An 18,433-nucleotide genomic window follows, 5' to 3' on the forward strand; every position below is an offset into this window, starting at 1 on the left:
CTGGCGCGAACCGAGTGCTGAACCACGTGGAGGAAGCATGATGAACGGCAGTACGCGGAGTCTCCGGGGCGGACTGCGGGTGGCGGTCCTCGCCCTGCTGTGGGGCTCGACGTTCCTCTGGATCGAGCTGGCCCTGCGGGGCCTCTCCCCGCTCCAGGTCACCTTCGCCCGCTGTGCCCTCGGAGCGCTCGTCCTCGTCGTCGCCTGCCGGGTGGCGGGGCACCGGCTGCCCCGGGGCGTCGCCGTATGGCGGCACATCGCCGTCGCGGCCTTCTTCTGCAACGCCCTGCCGTTCGCGCTGTTCAGCCTGGGCCAGCAGAGCGTCGGCTCCGGTCTCGCGGGCGTCCTGAACGCCACGACCCCGCTCTGGTCGCTCGCCCTGGGCCTCGCCCTCGGCTCCGAACGCGGCCTCCGTCCCGTACGCCTGACGGGCCTTCTGCTCGGCTTCGCCGGCACGGTCCTCATCTTCGCCCCCTGGCGGACGACCGGTGCCGCCGGCTGGGGTGCCCTCGCCATCATCGGCGCCGCGGCCAGCTACGCCGTCGCGTTCACGTACATGGGCCGCACCCTGGTCCGGAGGGGCACCCCCACCCTCTCGCTCTCCGCCGCCCAGCTCGTCGCCGCGAGCGGACTGACCGCGGTGGCGGTGCCCTTCGGAGGCCTGGATTCCATCGACCCCGGCCCGACGGTGGTCGTCGCGGCCGTCGTCCTCGGCGTCCTCTGCACCGCGATCACCTTCCACCTCACGTACCGGATCATCAACGACGAGGGCGCCACCAGCGCCGCCGTGGTCGGCTACCTCCTGCCCGTCGTCTCCGTACTGCTCGGAGCGGTCGTGCTGGGCGAGGAGATCGGGGTACGGGTGGTGCTGGGCATGGCCGTCGTGCTCGTCGGAGTCGGGATGACACGGCGTCAGGGCCCGTCTGGGGTCACCGGGGAGGAGGAGCTGAGCGAACCGGCCGCCGACGGGGCGGTCGGCTCATCGTCGCGCGCCACCGTGAGGCGCGGTCAGACGGCGCCGAGGTCGACGGAGACGGAGAAGGGCGCGGCTGTCCTGATCGCGCCGGTGAACAGCTCGCCGTCCCTTTAAGCCAGGCGGACGTCGAAGTCCGTGTCGGCGTTCCAGTCCGGGCCTGCGGCGGCGTCCAGGGCGTTGCCCAGGATGCGCGCCAGTCGGTTGTGCCGCTTGGAGGCGCTCGGGCGCACGACGACCATTCCGTCGACGATCTCGATGCAGGCGCACTGCTCCTCGGACCAGGAGTCGTACTGCTCCGCGCTGATCTGGGTGTGCATCCACGTGGGTGTCGGCATCTCGGCGGTCATGGTGTACCTCCGTAGAGGGGCCTCGGCAGTCCCGGCGCTGCTGGGTTCAGCGTACTGGCCGGTGATGCGAGGATGCTCGGCTTCGGAGGGCGCCCCGGTCCGACCTGCCCGTCGACTGGTCGCCGTGGTCGCCCGAGGCGTTCGAGGAGGCCCGGCGGCGTGGTGTCCTGGTGCACTCGGCGTCGGCCACTCCAGCTGCCTCTGGTGCCGGTGAACTCGTCGAAACCAGTGGTCGGCGGTGCTTACACGTCCTTGATGATCACGCGTTGCCCGCACAGCTTCGACCAGTCGTCACGGTCCGAGGTCAGAACGATCACGGGAGGGGGAACGCGGAGTGAGAGCGCGGCAACGAGGGCGTCGATCGCGTACTTGTGCCCGTGCAGCCCGCCCGCGTCCTGAAGCAGTTCCACCGCGGTCAGGGAATCCTCCTGGCTGACAGGTTCCACCCGCAGCCGGGAGAGCACCCACTTCAAGCGCGCCAGATCGGTCTTCCCGTGTACGGCTTCGACAATGGTCAGCGCGGACACGAGGACAGGGACCGCGGCCTGGCGGGAGGCTTCGATGCGAGCCGCCATTCTGCGGTCGTTGCGCAGGAGCAGGGAGAGCGCCTCGGAGTCGAGCACCAGCGAGCGGGCCGGCTGCTCCTTCACGCGGCGCCCCTTTCCGCCTTCTCGTCTCCGAACAGTTCGCGACGGGCGGCTTCGATCTCCTGCTCCGTGAGTGCGCCGTACTCCTCCTCGTGGGATGCCACGATCTCGGCGAGCCCGTCCATGGCGAGCTGGTGCCTGACAGCTTCGGTGATGTAACCGGACAGCCCTCGGCGGCCGGTCCTTGACCGGAGTTCACTGACCAGCTCCGAGGGCATGGAAACAGAGATGTTCTCGGTGACTCCGGATCGGTTCTGCTTCATGGACTCAGTGTAAGACCATGTCTATTACATTCGCGAGATCGTCCGTGCGCCTGCCTGTACGCGTCGTGGAAGCAGCCCCGCAGCCCAGGAGGCCGTCCGGCGACAGGGCAGGCGCTACCGCTCCGCACGGCGCAGGAACTGCCAGGCCAGCACCGCCAGGGTGAGCGTCTGTACAAGTGAAGTGAGCACGAGAAAGGGCTGTACGGCGGGGGAGCACCAGAACACGGTCATGCAGACCATGGGCAGGATGAGGTACGTGAACAGGTCCACCGCAGTCTGAAGCCGCTTGCGCATGGCGCGACCCGCAACGGTGCGGTGATAGATCTCCCAGCCGAACACCGTGCCGTGGACGGAGGCGAGCGCCCCGAGACGCGGTCCGAGTTGGTCGCGGACGTAGCAGCCGATCGCCGAGATCTTTTCGTCGTTCACCAGGTAGGTCCAGCCCAGGATCAGGCAGATCGCGGGGGCGGACAGCAGCAGTCGGGGCTGTCCGGTCTGGACGGTGAGCGCCACGACTCCAGTGACCGCGGCGAGCGTGAAGTAGAGCAGGTTGTCGCGGAATCCTATGCGGGTTTTCTGTTCCTCCTTGAGGCGGTCGTACTCGGCCAGCAGGACTTTGCTCTCGGTCACATCGTCCATGGAGGTCACAACCATTCCTATGCTCGATTCCAGGATCAGCCGACGATCTGGAAGCGCGTCAGGCCGTCAGGGTTGTGCCGTTCGATCCAGTCCTTCCCGTCTGCCGCGATGCCCTCCAGGAGACGGAAGGTATGGGTGAAGCCGGCAGCGCTGAGACTGATCTCGGAAATCTCCCCGGCGCTCTCGTCCGGTGCCAGCTGAAGGGCATCGGCGTCCTTGACACGGATTTTCCGGGCCGGTCCATTGGTGAGGATGAGCTCCAGGTCGTAGCCGACATCGGCGTTCTCCGTCACCTGCACCGAGGACAGTGCCTCGAACCGGTAGTTGCTCCGCTGCTCGTTCATACGCGTGGAGTCGGAGAAGTTGAGCTCGGAGCTGACTTCGCGGATGCCGTCCCGGGTGAACAGGAACAGGCGGATGACGTAGTGCGAGTACCGCCATGGGCCGCCCTGGACCCGGGCCCGTCTGCAGGATCGCGCCGGGGTCACCAAGATGGTGTGCGTGATCAGATCCCGCCAGGTGAGCCGGTGGTGTCGCAGCGCCTCATTGACGAACGAAGTCTTGTCGCAGGTGAGCCAGGTCTCCATTTCCAGCTCACTGGGGCGGGTTGCGTCGAGGTGCGTCTTCCAGCGCTGATGAGCCTTCTGCCGTGCGGCCAGCTCTTCCTGGTACTCCCGAGCCTCCCGGGCCAGTCGGTGCCTTTCACGCCGGATCTTCAGCCACAGCTGAGCGGCCGCGTGCCCCGACCAGGCCGCGCCGAGCAATGCCAGGAACGCCCACAGCGGTCGCGGCTGGGTGGCACCCGAGACCGCCGTGCCGAACCCTGACAGGGCTGCGGCGCCGAGAACGGCGAGGGCTGCCATGGTCAGGGCCTTCGTCCTGGTCGGCGTCCGGTCCTGCAGATGCCTGTCGAACAGGGTGCCGTTGTTGTGTCGGTTCCGGGCCTCCTCGGCGAGGTAACGGATCAGCCAGGTGACTCGATCGATCGTGACCCGGCTCTCCCGGTAGAGGTCCGCGATCTCAGCGGCGAGGTCGCTGCGGACCTCGGCGGTGTGTGCAAGCCAGGTATCCGGGGTGAACCCATGGGGTGTGCGGATGCTGAAGTAATGATCGAAATTACTGTGGACGCGTTTGGTGAACCCGTCCTCGTCAGCTGCGGGGCCGGGCCGCTGCGGGGCGTCGGCCCCGGCCGTGCGGCCCGGCCGTGCTTCCCGGCCCCACCACTGGACGCCGTATCGGGCCGCGGTGTGGCCGGCGCCGAGTGCCACCAGTGACTCGAAGACCGCTTGGGCTGGGTGCGCGGTCCATGCCAGGGCCCCGAGGGCCACACTGCTGACCACGAACAGAGCCACCCGGAGCGGGAGAGCGGCCCGGGCAGCAGCAGCGGCAGCAGTGCTCAGGCGGGGGATCACGGCCCGCGCCCCGATGGGGGAGGGCTCGAAGTAAGCCCAGACCCGCTGGGCCCGGTCGTTGGCGAAGCGCTCCGCTCCGGCCCGTTCGACGGTCTCCGCCCATAGTTCGTCCTTCAGCCCTCCGGTGAGCATGAAGTCGAGGTGGCGAAGGATCGCATCGTGCTGGCGGGGCGGCAGGTCCTGCAGTTGCTTCAGCACAGGTCCGGTCGCTCCGTCGGCGGCGCCGAGTGCTGCCAGCAGATCGAAAGTGACGCGCAGGGCACTTTTCCACTGGTCCTCGGCATAGGCCCGCACGAGCCCGGAGGCATGGTGCAGTCGCTGCACCTCTTCGACGCTGAGGTCGTGGTAGGTGCGTGCGCTGAGCGTGGCGAGCACCCAATGGAACCGCACCTCCGCGTTGTGGTAGCCGTGAGCGATCGCATCAGTGATCATCTCGCGGGCGCGGCTCGGAACGCCGTCCTCCAGGAGCCGCACGCCCACCCTGTACTTCTCCTGTGGCGAAGCATCCGGGTGGACGAAGTAGACGTTGGAGTTGTGTACGGTCCCGGCCTGGATACCGATGGTGGAGTCGTACGCAGACATGCTGTGGTCGGCACCATCGTTGTCGCTCATGCTCGGTCACCGGCTGCGGCGATCATCGGGGCCAGCTCGGCCATCAGCTCAGGGCACTCCGCGACCAGTCCGCGCAGTCTCCTGAGCGTCATGGCCGCCCGCTTGGACGAATCAGAGGTGTGTTCCCCGGCCGACCGGAGGGCGGATTCCAGGTCGGCCAGGGCCTCTTGGTAGGTGTCCTCGTCGAGGCTGCCTTCAGCGCGGTGCTGCTTCAGATTCCCGCGAAAACCGTTGAGTGCGGCGAGCAGGTCCAGCGGGCCGGACTGCTGCGGAGCCGGGGTCATGTGAACGCTGCTGCCCGTGACCGAGCCCGCCATGATGCCAACGGTGCTGTTGTGGGCCGTGTTGCTGACGCGCCGATCGAGTCGGTCTGCCGAAGGGGCCTTGTCGTCTCGGGGCACGGCGGTCTCCTCCTGTTCCCTCGAAAGTTCCACCGCCAGTCGAATGGCGAACGCCGCCGCGTTCGCTGCGGCCTGCGGCTGCCGGCTGCGGTCGTCCGTACTGTTCTTCGTGCCGTCCGCCCGGTCGCTGATTCCCCGGATGATGGCTACGGGCGCCCTGTTGAGATGGCCGGCTTGTGCCACACCGGCCGCCTCCATCTCGATGGCGAGTGCGTCGTTGTAGTGCTGTCGGATCCACTTCGCTTCGGCGGAGATTCTTGAGTTCTGGACGATCTCGCCGGCGGCGATCGCCCCGAAGCGCACCTGTGGCGCGTGCTCGTGACCGGACGTGGAATCCGCCCAGTCGTCCAAGCGAGCCAGGTGCGAAGCGAGCTGGCTGATGCCGTGCGGTGCTTCCCATACCCGTGGGCGGGCTTTGAGCCCGTCGTCCTCGCTGGTCCCGCCGTGGTAGGCGTACACGTGTGACGCCATCACCACGTCGCCCAGCCTGGTGGCGTCCCACAAGGCGCCGGCGACCCCTACGAACAGCACGGCCGCCGGTGAGAACTCCTGAATCGCGCGTTCGGCGATCACGGCGGCAGAACTGTTCCCCTTGCTTGTCAGGCCGAGTGCGACACGGCACGACGTGCCCTGCACGGTTCCCGTTTCGAACCGTGTACCTCGCTCATGGCGGTGCACCTGTGGACTCGCCAGTTTCCGGCGCACAGCCTGGTACTCGAGATTGAGGGCGGTGAGAATCACCACCGGGCCATTCGACATCTATTCCTCATCCCCTTTCGTGTGCTCTTCCGTAGCGGACGGCGCGGGGCGGATCAGCGGTGGGAACAGGACGGTCTTCGGACCGGCCCGGTACAGCCGTGCCGGCCGTCCTCCCGTGCTCCTGCGGTCCGTGCCGGCGGGGATGATGAATCCCTTCGCGGCTTGGACCTTCCGGTAGAAATTGCGAGTGTCGAGCCCGGTGCCCCAGACGGCCTCGTACACCTGTTGCAGCTCTGCGATGGTGAACTCCTCACCGCAGAACGCCGTGGCCAGCGACGAGAACTCAAGCTTGGTACGGGCGTGTTCGATCCCGTCCGTTGCGATTCGATGGTGGTCGAAGGCAAGTTCGACCTCACCGGACAGCACGGCTTCCGCAGGAACCCATGCCGCGTCAGTGGCATCCGTGCCCGCAACCGGGTCGGGCAGTCCCGGTGCGATCGCCAGGTGTGCGACGGAGACGACCCGGCCCCGGGGGTCGCGGCTCGATTCTCCGTACACGGCCAACTGCTCGAGGTGCACCCAGCTGGATGCCAGGGCCGTTTCCTCGTTCAGTTCGCGGTGGGCGGCGTCCAGGATCTCCTCGCCGTCGTGGTTCAGGAACCCGCCGGGCAAGGCGTGCATACCTCGGAAAGGGTCTTCGCCCCGCTCCACCAGGAGGACGTGCAGGCGGCTCTCCCGCAGCGTCAGGATCACGAGATCGACCGTGAGCAGTACAGGGGGCGGTGACCACTCGTCATGGTGCATGTCCTGAACGGTACTTCACTTACTGTCAGTTTCACAAGAAGTAGGGTTTACCGGCGCGCTCGACTCGGCGGGCCTGGCGCTCCCGGGCACGGTGCGCTGTCCCGGGCCCGGTCCGTCGCGGTTCCGGTCGGGGGCGGGCGTGCATGCCTCCGTGCCTCGTGAGCCCGCCGCCGGCACCGGGAGGGCGCCCCGGTCCGACCTGCCCGTTCCCGTCCCGCCCGTGGCGCGCGGGTGTCGTGGGGGCGGGTGCGCGAGGATTGGGGCATGGCCAACCGACTTGCGCAGACCACGTCCCCGTATCTCCTGCAGCACGCCGACAACCCCGTCGACTGGTGGCCGTGGTCGCCCGAGGCGTTCGAGGAGGCGCGGCGGCGGGGTGTCCCGGTGCTGCTCAGCGTCGGCTATGCCAGCTGCCACTGGTGCCATGTGATGGCCCACGAGTCGTTCGAGGACGCGACCGTCGCCGAGTACCTCAACGCGCACTTCGTGCCGGTGAAGGTCGACCGTGAGGAGCGTCCCGACGTCGACGCCGTGTACATGGAGGCCGTGCAGGCCGCGACCGGTCAGGGCGGCTGGCCGATGACCGTGTTCCTGACCGCCGACGCCGAACCCTTCTACTTCGGCACCTATTTCCCGCCCGAGTCCCGGCACGGCATGCCCTCCTTCCAGCAGGTCCTGGAAGGGGTCGTGGCCGCCTGGACCGACCGCCGGGACGAGGTGGCGGAGGTGGCCGGGCGCATCGTGCGCGATCTCGCGGGCCGGTCCCTCGCCGGCGGAGGCGCCGGACTGCCCGGCGAGGCCGAACTGGCGCAGGCGCTGCTGCGGCTGACCCGGGACTACGACGAGAAGCACGGCGGCTTCGGCGGGGCGCCGAAGTTCCCGCCGTCCATGGTCATCGAGTTCCTGCTGCGCCACCACGCCCGTACGGGGGCCGAGGGCGCCCTGCAGATGGCCGCCGACAGCTGTGCGGCGATGGCGCGCGGCGGGATCTACGACCAGCTCGGCGGAGGGTTCGCCCGGTACTCCGTGGACCGGGAGTGGGTGGTGCCGCACTTCGAGAAGATGCTCTACGACAACGCGCTGCTGTGCCGTGTGTACGCCCATCTGTGGCGGGCCACCGGATCGGACCTGGCCCGTCGTGTCGCCCTGGAGACCGCCGACTTCATGGTGCGGGAACTGCGCACGGCCGAGGGCGGGTTCGCGTCCGCGCTGGACGCCGACAGCGAGGACGCGCGGGGGCGGCACGTCGAGGGCGCGTTCTACGTGTGGACGCCCGCGCAGCTGCGCGAGGTGCTGGGGGAGGAGGACGGCGCCTTCGCCGCCGGACACTTCGGGGTGACCGAGGAGGGCACCTTCGAGGAGGGTTCGTCGGTCCTGCGGCTCGTGGGGGCCGGGGAGGCGGAGGAGCCGGCGCGGGTCGCCGATGTGCGGGCCCGGCTGCTGGCGGCGCGTGAGCTGCGGGCCCGCCCCGAGCGGGACGACAAGATCGTGGCCGCCTGGAACGGCCTGGCGATCGCCGCGCTCGCCGAGACCGGGGCGTACTTCGACCGCCCGGACCTGGTCGAGCGGGCCACCGAGGCCGCCGATCTGCTCGTACGGGTCCATATGGGTGACGTCGCCCGGCTCTGCCGCACCTCGAAGGACGGCCGCGCCGGGGACAACTCCGGGGTGCTGGAGGACTACGGCGATGTCGCGGAGGGCTTCCTCGCGCTCGCCTCCGTCACCGGTGAGGGCGCCTGGCTGGAGTTCGCTGGCTTCCTGCTGGACATCGTGCTGGAGCGCTTCACCGGCGAAGGCGGACAGCTGTTCGATACCGCTGATGACGCGGAGCGGCTGATCCGGCGCCCCCAGGACCCCACCGACAGCGCCACCCCCGCGGGCTGGACCGCCGCGGCGGGCGCCCTGCTCTCGTATGCCGCGCACACCGGCTCCGAGGCGCACCGCACGGCCGCCGAGGGGGCACTCGGGATCGTCACGGCGCTGGGCCCGAAGGCGCCGCGGTTCATCGGCTGGGGCCTCGCGGTCGCCGAGGCGCTGCTGGACGGGCCCCGTGAGGTCGCGGTGGCCGGTCCCGTCGCCGGGGAGCTGCACCGCACGGCGCTGCTGGGACGGGCGCCCGGCGCGGTCGTCGCCGCGGGCGAGGGGCCGAACGCGGGGAGCGAGTTCCCGCTGCTGGTGGACCGGCCGCTGGTGGGCGGCGCGCCGACGGCGTACGTCTGCCGCCACTTCGTCTGCGACGCGCCGACGACGGACGCGGGGGAGCTGGCCGCGAAGCTGGGCGGCTGAGGCGGGGTACGGCGAAGGGCCCGGCCTGGTGGCCGGGCCCTTCGCCGTACGGGCGGATCACTGCTGGTAGGCGACCAGGGAGATGCCGACGTAGTGCACGATGAACGCCGCCAGGGTCAGCGAGTGGAACACCTCGTGGAAGCCGAACCAGCGCGGTGACGGGTTCGGCCGCTTGAGGCCGTAGATGACGCCGCCCGCGCTGTAGAGCAGCCCGCCGACGACGACGAGGACCAGCACCGCGATGCCGCCGGCGCGCATGAAGTCCGGCAGGAAGAAGACCGCGGCCCAGCCCATCGCGATGTAGCACGGCGTGTAGAGCCAGCGCGGGGCGCCGACCCAGAAGACGCGGAAGGCGATGCCCGCCGCCGCGGCGCCCCAGACCGCCCACATGAGCGGCCGGCCGGTGGCCTCGGGCAGCAGGAGGAGCGTCAGCGGGGTGTAGGTGCCAGCGATGATCAGGAAGATGTTCGCGTGGTCCAGCCTGCGCAGCACCGCCTCACCGCGCGGGCCCCATGTGCCGCGGTGGTAGACCGCGCTCACACCGAAGAGCAGGCAGGCGGTGAGTACGTAGACGGTGCAGGCAACCCGCGCGCGCGTGCTGTCGGCGAGGGCGATCAGCGTGATGCCGGCTATGACCACCGCGGGGAACATGCCCGCGTGCAGCCAGCCGCGCATCCGTGGTTTGACCGGTACGGGATCGGTGAGCTCGACGGGTCCGGGCGCGGCAGAAGTCATGTCCGCATGCTACCTACGCCCCCGTAGGTCGCCGCCATGAGTGGCGATGCTCACGTGGGCGGCCCTCTGGACATATGGGCGAGATGGTCGGATGATCAAATGAGTGCGGTCGGCACCGGATGAGCGCCAGGGGAATTCGAAGGGGTCAGCATCCGGGTCGCAGCCCCCACGGGGCCTGACAACACACCCTCTTCACAAGGAGCGATCGTGGCGCGAGACATCGCGGCTCCCCTCACTGTTCCCACTCGGCACCAGGAGCTCGTCTCCTGGGTGGACGAGATCGCGGCCCTGACCCAGCCGGACCGCGTGGTCTGGTGCGACGGCTCGGAAGCCGAGTACGAGCGCCTGTGCGGGGAGCTCGTCGCCAAGGGCACCTTCACCAAGCTGGACCCGGTCAAGCGCCCCAACTCGTACTACGCCGCCTCCGACCCGAGCGATGTCGCCCGCGTCGAGACCCGGACGTTCATCTGCTCCGAGAAGGAGGAGGACGCCGGTCCGACGAACCACTGGAAGGACCCCGCCGAGATGCGGGAGATCTTCGTGGGGGAGAAGGGCGTGTTCCGCGGCTCCATGCGCGGCCGAACGATGTACGTCGTCCCCTTCTGCATGGGTCCCGTCGGCTCGCCGCTCTCCGCGATCGGCGTCGAGATCACCGACTCCGCGTACGTCGCCGTCTCGATGCGCACCATGACGCGCATGGGCCAGGAGGTCCTGGACGAGCTCGGCGCCGACGGCTTCTTCGTGAAGGCCGTCCACACGCTCGGCGCCCCCCTGGCCGAGGGCGAGGCCGACGTCCCGTGGCCCTGCAACTCCACCAAGTACATCTCCCACTTCCCCGAGGACCGCGAGATCTGGTCCTACGGCTCGGGTTACGGCGGCAACGCCCTGCTCGGCAAGAAGTGCTACGCCCTGCGCATCGCCTCCGTCATGGCACGGGACGAGGGCTGGCTCGCCGAGCACATGCTGATCCTCAAGCTCACCCCGCCGCGCGGTGAGTCCAAGTACGTCGCCGCCGCCTTCCCCAGCGCCTGCGGCAAGACCAACCTCGCCATGCTGGAGCCCACGATCTCCGGCTGGACCGTCGAGACCATCGGCGACGACATCGCCTGGATGCGCTTCGGCGAGGACGGGCGGCTTTACGCGATCAACCCCGAGGCCGGCTTCTTCGGTGTCGCGCCCGGCACCGGCGAGCACACCAACGCCAACGCGATGAAGACGATGTGGGGCAACTCCGTCTTCACCAATGTCGCGCTCACCGACGACGGTGACGTGTGGTGGGAGGGCATGACCGAGGAGGCGCCCGCGCACCTCACGGACTGGAAGGGCAACGACTGGACGCCCGAGTCCGGTACGCCCGCCGCCCACCCCAACGCCCGCTTCACCGTTCCGGCCGGCCAGTGCCCGATCATCGCGCCGGAGTGGGAGGACCCGAAGGGCGTGCCGATCTCGGCGATCCTTTTCGGTGGCCGCCGCGCCTCCGCCGTCCCGCTGGTCACGGAGTCCTTCACCTGGCAGCACGGCGTCTTCCTCGGGGCCAACGTCGCCTCCGAGAAGACCGCCGCCGCCGAGGGCAAGGTTGGCGAGCTGCGCCGCGACCCGTTCGCCATGCTGCCGTTCTGCGGCTACAACATGGGCGACTACATGAAGCACTGGGTCAGCGTCGGCGCCGACAAGGCGGACCAGTCGAAGCTCCCGAAGATCTACTACGTCAACTGGTTCCGCAAGAACGCCGCGGGCCAGTTCGTGTGGCCCGGCTTCGGTGAGAACAGCCGCGTCCTGAAGTGGATCGTCGAGCGTCTGGAGGGCACGGCCGAGGGCGTCGAGACCCCGATCGGCATCCTGCCGGCCAAGGGGTCCCTGGATGCCGAGGGTCTCGACCTTTCCGAATCCGACCTCGACTTCCTGCTCGACGTCGACAAGGAGGTCTGGCGCGAGGAGGCGGCGCTGATCCCCGAGCACCTCAACACCTTCGGCGACCACACGCCCCAGGAGCTGTGGGACGAGTACCATGCGCTGGTCCAGCGCCTCGGCTGACCCGCCTCGTTCCCCGCGGCACGGCCCCGTCGACATCCGCCCTGACCTGTGGGGGTCAGGGGCCCGCCGCGGTACGGCACCCGGAGCACCTCATCGCTCCGGGTGCCGCTCCCTTTCCGGCGGGTGGCCGCCGTCGCAACTCCGTCCCGATTTGATCGAGAACGTCCAGGCATCGCCAACAACTTGCGCACACAACCTCCACATCTGTTGCATGATGCTCACAGGACGCCCGAGATGACGGGGCGTCAACAACTCTGTGGGGGGACGCAGTTGAACAGGTCAGGGAAAGCCGGGCGCGGCATCGGAGCCGTCATCGCGCTCACGCTCGCCGGGGCGGGACTCACCGTGGTCGCGGCACCCGCCGCGCACGCGGCGGACGACGACGTGGCCAAGCTGCCGATCACGTCGTTCTCCAGCATGGTGGTCGACTCCGTGCACGAACGCGTCTACATCAGTGACGACACCAGGAGCCTGAACACCAAGTCGTCGGTGCTCGTCTACAACTTCGAGGGCCAGCGGGTCGCCACGCTCACGAGCTCGCAGGGCGCCGTGGGCGGCATGGCGCTCTCCACGGACAGCACGAAGCTCTTCGTCTCGGAGATGGGCCGGATCGCCGCGTACGACACCGAGACGTATGTGAAGTCCCTCCACACGTCGACCAGTTACTGGGGCGAGTGCGGACGCCAGGTCGCCTACTCGGGCGGCAAGGTGTGGCACACCGAGACGCCCACCGCCAGCGGGTGCGAGCAGTACCGGAGCTACCTCTACGGCAGCACCCTCGGCTCGCCCACCACTACGGGCTGGGACGGCACCGGGAAGCTCTACTTCGCGACGACGCCCCAGGCCCCGGACACCCTGGTCATGGGTCAGACGCTGAGCACGGCCGGGACCAACCCCTACCTCACCACCTTCGACAGCAGCGGTGACACGCTCGTCCGGGGGCCGCAGCGCCGCTTCGCGGACAGCGCGGGGGTGGGCGGTCTCGACCTCAAGGACCTGGCGCTGTCCCCCGACGGCAGCCGGATCGCGGTCGCCGACGCCGCGCACGGCACCCGGCTGCTGGACGCGGCCGATCTGTCGGACGCCCCGACGCCCTACCGCCCGCTGCCGGAGGGGGCGAAGGCGTCCGCCGTCGCCTTCAGTGGTGACGGCGAGTACATCGCACGGGGCGCCGAGGCCACCGGCTCGGCGCCCGACCTGCTGATCCAGAAGGCGGACCCGGAGGAGGGCGCGTCGGCGTTCGAGTTCGCCTTCGAGGGCGAGCTCGACGGGGCCCGCGTCGTACCGCGCGGCCTCGCCTGGTCGAAGGACGGCTCCCGGCTCTTCGCCCTCACCATGAACGCGTCCGCCACGTCCTTCTGGCTCCACGTGATCCAGCCGCCCGCCGCCCAGTACGACTCCCGCTTCACCGGTTCGCTCTCCACGAGCCCCGGCACCCCGGTCGTCGGTGAACCCCTCGGCATCCGGGGCCGCCTCGAACTCGACGGACCCGCGCCCGCTGAGCCGGTCAAGGTCTCGGCGGTGCGCCACGACGCGAACGGCGACCGCAAGCTGGCGGCCGTGGAGGTCGCGGAGGACGGCACCTTCACGGTCCTCGACGTCCCGGCGCTGGTCGGCGAGGCCACGTACACCCTGTCCTTCCTCGGGGACGTGACCCACCGCCCGGCCGAGGACGTCACCCTCGCGGTGACCGTGGCCAAGGCGCCGACGGCCATCACGCTCACTGCTCCGGCGGAGACGACGAAGAACCAGAGCCTGGAAATCACCGGGACCCTGACCGGCCAGGGCCGGGCGCTCCCCCCGGGCATCACCCTGTCCGTGGAGCGGGCCGACAAGAGGGGCACCAACCCCCTCACATCGGCGGCGGTCACGGCCGACGGCACGTTCACGATCCGGGACCTGGCCTCCGTCCGGGGCGAGGTCGTCTACACGGTCTCCTACGCCGGGGACGACGTGCACACCGCGTCGACCGCCTCGGCCACCGTGCGGGTCCGGGCCGCCGGCTGACCGCTCGCGCGCCGGTCCGTCCCGAGGGGCGTGAGGCCCGCGCCGCCCTTCCGGGCGGCGCGGGCCTCACGTGTGTGGCACCCGGTCCACGCGTCTTCGCGACCCGTGGACCGGGGCCGTCAGGGGGTGCCGACCAGGGCGGTCTGCGTCGGTGCGCCCGCGAGGGCGGCGGTGTGCGCGTCCATGGACTCGGCCGCGAGGATCGCGACGGCCGTGTCCGCGCGGGACGCGGCGACCACGAGGGCCCGGCCCGCGAGGGCGTGGGCGCGGCGGTGCAGTGCCGCCGAGGACGCGCCGCTCCGTCCGGCGTGCCGGGCGGGCGGTGCCGTGCGGAGCCGGGCGATCTGCTCGGCGATGCGGTCGCCGTCTGCGGTCAGCCCCAGCTCGTCGGTGACGGCGAGCAGGGCGGCGAGGTGTCCTGCGAGCTGGATGTCCAGCTCGTCCTCGCGGCTGCGGTGCGGGAAATCGGCGTTGTCGGCCGATGTGTGGACCGATTTGGTGCGGATCGGCTCGTACATGGATGGCCTCCTGGCGTTGCAGTAAGCCTATCCTATCTTAGATTCCGTCTAAAGTTGTGAGCGGTCCGGGCGCTGGGGCGGGGCATCCCGCACCTGGCCCGGGCGCCGGGTGCGGGATGCCCGCCTCAGGGCTGGCTGTAGCCGTCCAGGAACTTCCCGATACGGGTCACGGCATCGGTCAGGTCCTTCGCCGGTGGCAGCGTGACCACCCGGAAGTGGTCGGGTTCGGGCCAGTTGAAGCCCGTACCCTGCACGACCATGATCTTCTCGGCCCGCAGCAGGTCGAGGACCATCTGCCGGTCGTCCTTGATCTTGAAGACCTTCGGGTCGAGCCTCGGGAAGAGATACAGCGCCCCCTTCGGCTTCACACAGGTCACGCCGGGGATCTGCGTCAGGAGGTCGTACGCCACGTCCCGCTGCTCCAGGATGCGTCCGCCGGGCAGCACCAGTTCGTTGATCGACTGCCGGCCGCCGAGCGCGGTGGCCACGGCGTGCTGCGCGGGCATGTTGGCGCAGAGCCGCATGTTGGCCAGGACGGTCAGCCCCTCGATGTACGAGGAGGCGTGCGCCTTCGGGCCGCAGACCGCCATCCAGCCGGAGCGGTATCCCGCGATCCGGTAGTTCTTGGAGAGCCCGTTGAAGGTGAGCACCATCAGGTCGGGGGCGATGGCGGCGGTCGGGGTGTGGGTCGCGCCGTCGTAGAGGATGCGGTCGTAGATCTCGTCGGAGCAGACGACCAGGTTGTGGCGCCGGGCGATCTCCGTCAGCCCGCGCAGCATCTCGTCGTCGTAGACAGCGCCCGTCGGATTGTTCGGGTTGATGATCACCATGGCCTTGGTGCGGTCGGTGATCTTCCGCTCGACGTCCGCGAGGTCCGGCATCCAGTCGGACTGCTCGTCGCAGCGGTAGTGCACGGCCGTGCCGCCGGCCAGTGAGACCGAGGCGGTCCACAGCGGATAGTCCGGGGCGGGGACCAGCACCTCGTCGCCGTCGTCGAGCAGGGCCTGCATCGACATCTGGATCAGCTCGGAGACGCCGTTGCCCAGATAGATGTCCTCGACGCCGAGGTCGATGCCCTTGGTCTGGTAGTGCTGCATCACCGCACGGCGCGCGGACAGCAGGCCCTTCGCGTCGCCGTAGCCGTGCGCGCCCGAGAGGTTGCGCAGGATGTCCTCGAGGATCTCCGGCGGGCACTCGAAGCCGAACGCGGCGGGGTTGCCCGTGTTGAGCTTGAGGATGCGATGGCCCGCCGCTTCGAGCCGCATGGCTTCCTCGAGGACGGGGCCGCGGATCTCGTAACAGACGCCGGAGAGCTTTGTGGACTGGATGACCTGCATGTCCGCGAGCTTACGACCGTGTTTCGCGCGGTGCTCCCGGTTTGCCTGCCGGTTGCTCCCTCCGGGGGCGTCCGGTGGGGCGCCGGGTCTTCCATCGGCATGCCGGCCCCGGCCGCGGACCGTGGGAACGGCCGGTCGGGGCGGTGCCGCGGCTTGGAATGCGGGCGTGCGGCGGAGGACCGGGTGAGATGCGCCACGCGGGGGCGCACACAGGGCGCGGACACGTGCCCCCGGCCCCGTGGGCGCGGGTGCGGCCGGTCAGCCGGGCAGCACGGTCCCCTCGGGCAGCCGTACGCCGAAATCGTCCGCCAGCACCCGCAGGACCTCCTCCGGCCCGCCCAGCTCCCGCTCGGTCACCGTGCCGTCGTCGGCCGTCTCCACCAGCGTCCGCCCGGACAGGGCGCGGTGCAGGCCGGGCAGGGTGCGCTGGGCGTACAGCGCCTGCCGGAAAGGCGAGCGCGGGTTCGTCGCGATGTGCCAGTTGATGACCTCGTAGTCCGGGGCCTCGAACGGCTCCAGGGTGAACTCGTACTGCGGCTCCCAGTAGCCGCCCTTGTCCGCCTGGAGCTCCCACATCTCCAGCGGCCCGTCGTGCGGGGCGTGCACCAGCCGGTGGCGGCGCGGAGTGTCGAGCAGCTCCGCGTCCACCACCAGCGGGATCGGCTCCAGCAGCGCCCCGTGCGAACCGAAGCCGACATCGGCCAGCCAGGAGGCGGACTCACCCTCCACGTCCACCTGCATCAGCATGTGCGTACGGGGCCGGACGTCACCCGGTGCCGCCCCCAGGACCACCCGCGCGGCAAGCAGCGTCACCCGGAAACCGAGCTGGGTCAGGGCGGCCGCGAGGAGGGTGTTGTGCTCGTAGCAGTAACCGCCGCGCTCACCGCGGACGAGCTTCCTCTCCAGGTCGGGGAGCGCGAGGGAGGGCGCGCCGCCGAGGAGGGGTTCCAGATTCTCGAACGGGATGCCCAGCATGTGGGCGCGGTGCACGGACCGCAGCACCTCCACGGTGGGACGGCGCTCCCCGGACCAGCCGATGCGGGTGAAGTAGGCGTCGAGGTCGAGTGTCATACCCCGACACTACGCAGACACCTCGGGGGTTTCTCAAGTGCCTTCGCGGCACAGGAGATACGGGGAACCCGCCCCACGTGTGCAGGGCGACGGGCACCGGTCCGCGCGCTGCGGACACGTCCTGCCCCCTCCGCGCGCGGCCCACTCCGGCGCCGCGAGCCCCTGCTCCGGCACCTCCGCCGCGAGCCCCTGCTCCGGCACCTCCGCCGCGAGCCCCTGCCCCGGCACACCTCGTCGGCCGCCGCCCGTCAGGAGCGGTTCAGCACCGCTCCGCCCGCGTACCGCGCGGACGCGCCCAGCTCCTCCTCGATCCGGATGAGCTGGTTGTACTTCGCGGTGCGGTCGGACCGGGACAGCGAGCCGGTCTTGATCTGGCCGCAGCCCGTCGCCACCGCGAGGTCCGCGATGGTGGTGTCCTCCGTCTCGCCCGAACGGTGCGACATCACGACGGTCCAGCCCGCGCGGTGCGCGGTGGCGACCGTGGCGAGGGCCTCGGTCAAGGTGCCGATCTGGTTGACCTTGACCAGCACCGAGTTGCCGGCACCGGTGCGGATGCCCTCGCGCAGCAGGGCCTCGTTCGTACAGAACACGTCGTCGCCGGTGAGCTGGCAGCGGCCGCCCACGCGGGCGGTCAGTTCCCGCCAGCCGTCCCAGTCGTCCTCGGCCATCGGGTCCTCGATGGAGACGATCGGATAGGAGTCGATCAGCTTGGCCAGGTAGTCGGCGTGCTCGGCCGGCGTACGGCGCACTCCTTCGCCCGCGTACACGTATGCGCCGTCCCGGAAGAACTCGGACGAGGCCGGGTCCATGACCAGGCCGATGTCCGCGCCGGGGCGGTATCCCGTGCGCTCGACGGCCTTCATGACGAAGTCGAGCGCCTCCTCGGCGGTACGGAGCGCGGGCGCGAAGCCGCCCTCGTCGCCGACCCCCGTGGAGTGCCCCGCGGACAGGAGGTCGCGGCGGAGCGTGTGGAAGATCTCGGAGCCCATGCGGACGGCCTCCGCGAAGGTCTCCGCGCCGACCGGGGCGATCATGAACTCCTGGAAGTCCAGCGGGTTGTCGGCGTGGGCGCCGCCGTTGACGATGTTCATCATCGGCAGGGGGAGAAGGCGGGCGCCGGAGCCGCCGAGGTAGCGGTAGAGCGGCTGGCGGTGGGACGCGGCGGCGGCCTTCGCGGTGGCGAGGGAGACCCCCAGGAGCGCGTTGGCGCCGAGCCGGGACTTGTCGGCCGTGCCGTCGAGCGCGACGAGCGCCGCGTCGAGCCCCGCCTGATCGTCCGCGTCGAGCCCGGTGACCGCCGACGCGATGTCACCGTTGACATGAGCGACCGCGCGGTCGACGCCCTTGCCGTGCCAGCGCCCGGAATCGCCGTCCCGCAGCTCCACGGCTTCCCGTGCGCCGGTGGAGGCGCCGGAGGGGACCGCGGCGCGGCCGAGAGATCCGTCGGCGAGGCGGACATCGGCCTCGACGGTGGGGTTGCCCCGGCTGTCGAGGACCCTGCGGGCGGTGACGGAGCGGATGACGGTGGATTCGACTGCTCTGGAAGCCATGGGAGGCCCTTCGCGTTGACGCGCGCCGCGGCTCTGCTGCGACAACGCTGGCGCGTGCCGCGACGAGGTCGACTCTACAGCAATGCTGTTCAGTT

General features: G+C 70.0%; 15 protein-coding genes and 2 pseudogenes. 5 read left to right on the forward strand and 12 right to left on the reverse strand.

The window, feature by feature from the left end; genetic code table 11:
* The first annotated feature begins 37 nt into the window (after nucleotides 1-37).
* The gene (locus ACWCQM_RS30530) at nucleotides 38-1,090 is read left to right on the forward strand and encodes a DMT family transporter (RefSeq protein ID WP_450918309.1); all 1,053 of its coding nucleotides are present in this window, start codon (nucleotides 38-40) and stop codon (nucleotides 1,088-1,090) included.
* Nucleotides 1,091-1,092: 2 nt separating this feature from the next.
* Here the strand turns inward: ACWCQM_RS30530 and ACWCQM_RS30535 are convergent.
* A pseudogene (locus ACWCQM_RS30535) lies at nucleotides 1,093-1,323 on the reverse strand (Uma2 family endonuclease); the annotation flags it as partial.
* A 104-nt stretch (nucleotides 1,324-1,427) separates the two neighbouring features.
* On the opposite strand from ACWCQM_RS30535, the pseudogene ACWCQM_RS30540 reads away from it, so the two are divergent.
* Nucleotides 1,428-1,531: pseudogene (locus ACWCQM_RS30540) on the forward strand (DUF255 domain-containing protein); the annotation flags it as partial.
* 34 nt (nucleotides 1,532-1,565) lie between these two features.
* Here ACWCQM_RS30540 and ACWCQM_RS30545 read toward each other — a convergent pair.
* The 6 genes from ACWCQM_RS30545 to ACWCQM_RS30570 all read right to left on the reverse strand — a co-directional run bounded on the left by ACWCQM_RS30545 (nucleotide 1,566) and on the right by ACWCQM_RS30570 (nucleotide 6,800).
* Nucleotides 1,566-1,973: a PIN domain-containing protein gene (locus tag ACWCQM_RS30545; protein WP_450918310.1), complete on the reverse strand. Its 408-nt coding sequence runs from the start codon at nucleotides 1,971-1,973 to the stop codon at nucleotides 1,566-1,568.
* A complete protein-coding gene (locus tag ACWCQM_RS30550) occupies nucleotides 1,970-2,233 on the reverse strand; it encodes a hypothetical protein (protein WP_450918311.1) in 264 nt (87 codons plus the stop codon). The genes ACWCQM_RS30545 and ACWCQM_RS30550 overlap by 4 nt, the downstream gene beginning before the upstream one ends.
* 114 nt (nucleotides 2,234-2,347) lie before the next feature.
* Nucleotides 2,348-2,887 (reverse strand): hypothetical protein, encoded by a 540-nt coding sequence (locus tag ACWCQM_RS30555; RefSeq protein ID WP_450918312.1) that lies wholly within the window; start codon nucleotides 2,885-2,887, stop codon nucleotides 2,348-2,350.
* A 20-nt stretch (nucleotides 2,888-2,907) separates the two neighbouring features.
* Nucleotides 2,908-4,896 carry a hypothetical protein gene (locus ACWCQM_RS30560; protein WP_450918313.1) on the reverse strand — a complete coding sequence of 663 codons (1,989 nt, stop codon included), beginning with the start codon at nucleotides 4,894-4,896 and terminating at the stop codon, nucleotides 2,908-2,910.
* Nucleotides 4,893-6,056 (reverse strand): 5'-methylthioadenosine/S-adenosylhomocysteine nucleosidase family protein, encoded by a 1,164-nt coding sequence (locus tag ACWCQM_RS30565; protein ID WP_450918314.1) that lies wholly within the window; start codon nucleotides 6,054-6,056, stop codon nucleotides 4,893-4,895. Before ACWCQM_RS30565 ends, ACWCQM_RS30560 begins: the two co-directional genes overlap by 4 nt.
* Entirely contained in the window at nucleotides 6,057-6,800 is a 744-nt protein-coding gene (locus ACWCQM_RS30570) for an NUDIX hydrolase (RefSeq protein ID WP_450918315.1), read from the reverse strand.
* 264 nt (nucleotides 6,801-7,064) lie between these two features.
* Here ACWCQM_RS30570 and ACWCQM_RS30575 point away from each other — a divergent pair, with 264 nt between their 5' ends.
* Nucleotides 7,065-9,086 (forward strand): thioredoxin domain-containing protein, encoded by a 2,022-nt coding sequence (locus ACWCQM_RS30575; protein WP_450918316.1) that lies wholly within the window; start codon nucleotides 7,065-7,067, stop codon nucleotides 9,084-9,086.
* 57 nt (nucleotides 9,087-9,143) lie between these two features.
* On the opposite strand, the gene trhA is transcribed toward ACWCQM_RS30575, so the two are convergent.
* A complete protein-coding gene (trhA, locus tag ACWCQM_RS30580; RefSeq protein ID WP_450918317.1) occupies nucleotides 9,144-9,821 on the reverse strand; it encodes a PAQR family membrane homeostasis protein TrhA in 678 nt (225 codons plus the stop codon).
* A gap of 207 nt (nucleotides 9,822-10,028) precedes the next feature.
* Between trhA and ACWCQM_RS30585 the strand changes: the two genes are divergently transcribed.
* Nucleotides 10,029-11,855: a phosphoenolpyruvate carboxykinase (GTP) gene (locus ACWCQM_RS30585; RefSeq protein ID WP_450918318.1), complete on the forward strand. Its 1,827-nt coding sequence runs from the start codon at nucleotides 10,029-10,031 to the stop codon at nucleotides 11,853-11,855.
* A 270-nt stretch (nucleotides 11,856-12,125) separates the two neighbouring features.
* Complete coding sequence (locus ACWCQM_RS30590; RefSeq protein ID WP_450918319.1) at nucleotides 12,126-13,862, forward strand: Ig-like domain repeat protein; 1,737 nt, start codon at nucleotides 12,126-12,128, stop codon at nucleotides 13,860-13,862.
* A 119-nt stretch (nucleotides 13,863-13,981) separates the two neighbouring features.
* Here the strand turns inward: ACWCQM_RS30590 and ACWCQM_RS30595 are convergent, their stop codons facing one another.
* The 4 genes from ACWCQM_RS30595 to eno all read right to left on the reverse strand — a co-directional run bounded on the left by ACWCQM_RS30595 (nucleotide 13,982) and on the right by eno (nucleotide 18,338).
* On the reverse strand, nucleotides 13,982-14,380 hold the full coding sequence (locus ACWCQM_RS30595; protein ID WP_450918320.1) for an SCO4983 family protein: 399 nt from the start codon (nucleotides 14,378-14,380) through the stop codon (nucleotides 13,982-13,984).
* Between the two features lie 125 nt (nucleotides 14,381-14,505).
* The gene (locus ACWCQM_RS30600; protein ID WP_073744621.1) at nucleotides 14,506-15,717 is read right to left on the reverse strand and encodes a pyridoxal phosphate-dependent aminotransferase; all 1,212 of its coding nucleotides are present in this window, start codon (nucleotides 15,715-15,717) and stop codon (nucleotides 14,506-14,508) included.
* A 258-nt stretch (nucleotides 15,718-15,975) separates the two neighbouring features.
* A complete protein-coding gene (locus tag ACWCQM_RS30605) occupies nucleotides 15,976-16,788 on the reverse strand; it encodes an arylamine N-acetyltransferase family protein (RefSeq protein ID WP_450918321.1) in 813 nt (270 codons plus the stop codon).
* A gap of 248 nt (nucleotides 16,789-17,036) precedes the next feature.
* Complete coding sequence (gene eno, locus ACWCQM_RS30610) at nucleotides 17,037-18,338, reverse strand: phosphopyruvate hydratase (protein ID WP_450918322.1); 1,302 nt, start codon at nucleotides 18,336-18,338, stop codon at nucleotides 17,037-17,039.
* Nucleotides 18,339-18,433 lie beyond the last annotated feature (95 nt).

Source organism: Streptomyces sp. NPDC002125 (assembly GCF_053593715.1).

What these genes read in the sequence shown, in the direction of transcription:
- ACWCQM_RS30565 (WP_450918314.1), bottom strand. Translation starts at nt 6,056, where the DNA reads ATGTCGAATGGCCCGGTGGTGATTCTCACCGCCCTCAATCTCGAGTAC.
- trhA (WP_450918317.1), bottom strand. Translation starts at nt 9,821, where the DNA reads ATGACTTCTGCCGCGCCCGGACCCGTCGAGCTCACCGATCCCGTACCG.
- ACWCQM_RS30570 (WP_450918315.1), bottom strand. Translation starts at nt 6,800, where the DNA reads ATGCACCATGACGAGTGGTCACCGCCCCCTGTACTGCTCACGGTCGAT.
- ACWCQM_RS30555 (WP_450918312.1), bottom strand. Translation starts at nt 2,887, where the DNA reads ATGGTTGTGACCTCCATGGACGATGTGACCGAGAGCAAAGTCCTGCTG.
- ACWCQM_RS30575 (WP_450918316.1), top strand. Translation starts at nt 7,065, where the DNA reads ATGGCCAACCGACTTGCGCAGACCACGTCCCCGTATCTCCTGCAGCAC.
- ACWCQM_RS30600 (WP_073744621.1), bottom strand. Translation starts at nt 15,717, where the DNA reads ATGCAGGTCATCCAGTCCACAAAGCTCTCCGGCGTCTGTTACGAGATC.
- ACWCQM_RS30550 (WP_450918311.1), bottom strand. Translation starts at nt 2,233, where the DNA reads ATGAAGCAGAACCGATCCGGAGTCACCGAGAACATCTCTGTTTCCATG.
- ACWCQM_RS30595 (WP_450918320.1), bottom strand. Translation starts at nt 14,380, where the DNA reads ATGTACGAGCCGATCCGCACCAAATCGGTCCACACATCGGCCGACAAC.
- ACWCQM_RS30605 (WP_450918321.1), bottom strand. Translation starts at nt 16,788, where the DNA reads ATGACACTCGACCTCGACGCCTACTTCACCCGCATCGGCTGGTCCGGG.
- ACWCQM_RS30530 (WP_450918309.1), top strand. Translation starts at nt 38, where the DNA reads ATGATGAACGGCAGTACGCGGAGTCTCCGGGGCGGACTGCGGGTGGCG.
- ACWCQM_RS30560 (WP_450918313.1), bottom strand. Translation starts at nt 4,896, where the DNA reads ATGAGCGACAACGATGGTGCCGACCACAGCATGTCTGCGTACGACTCC.
- eno (WP_450918322.1), bottom strand. Translation starts at nt 18,338, where the DNA reads ATGGCTTCCAGAGCAGTCGAATCCACCGTCATCCGCTCCGTCACCGCC.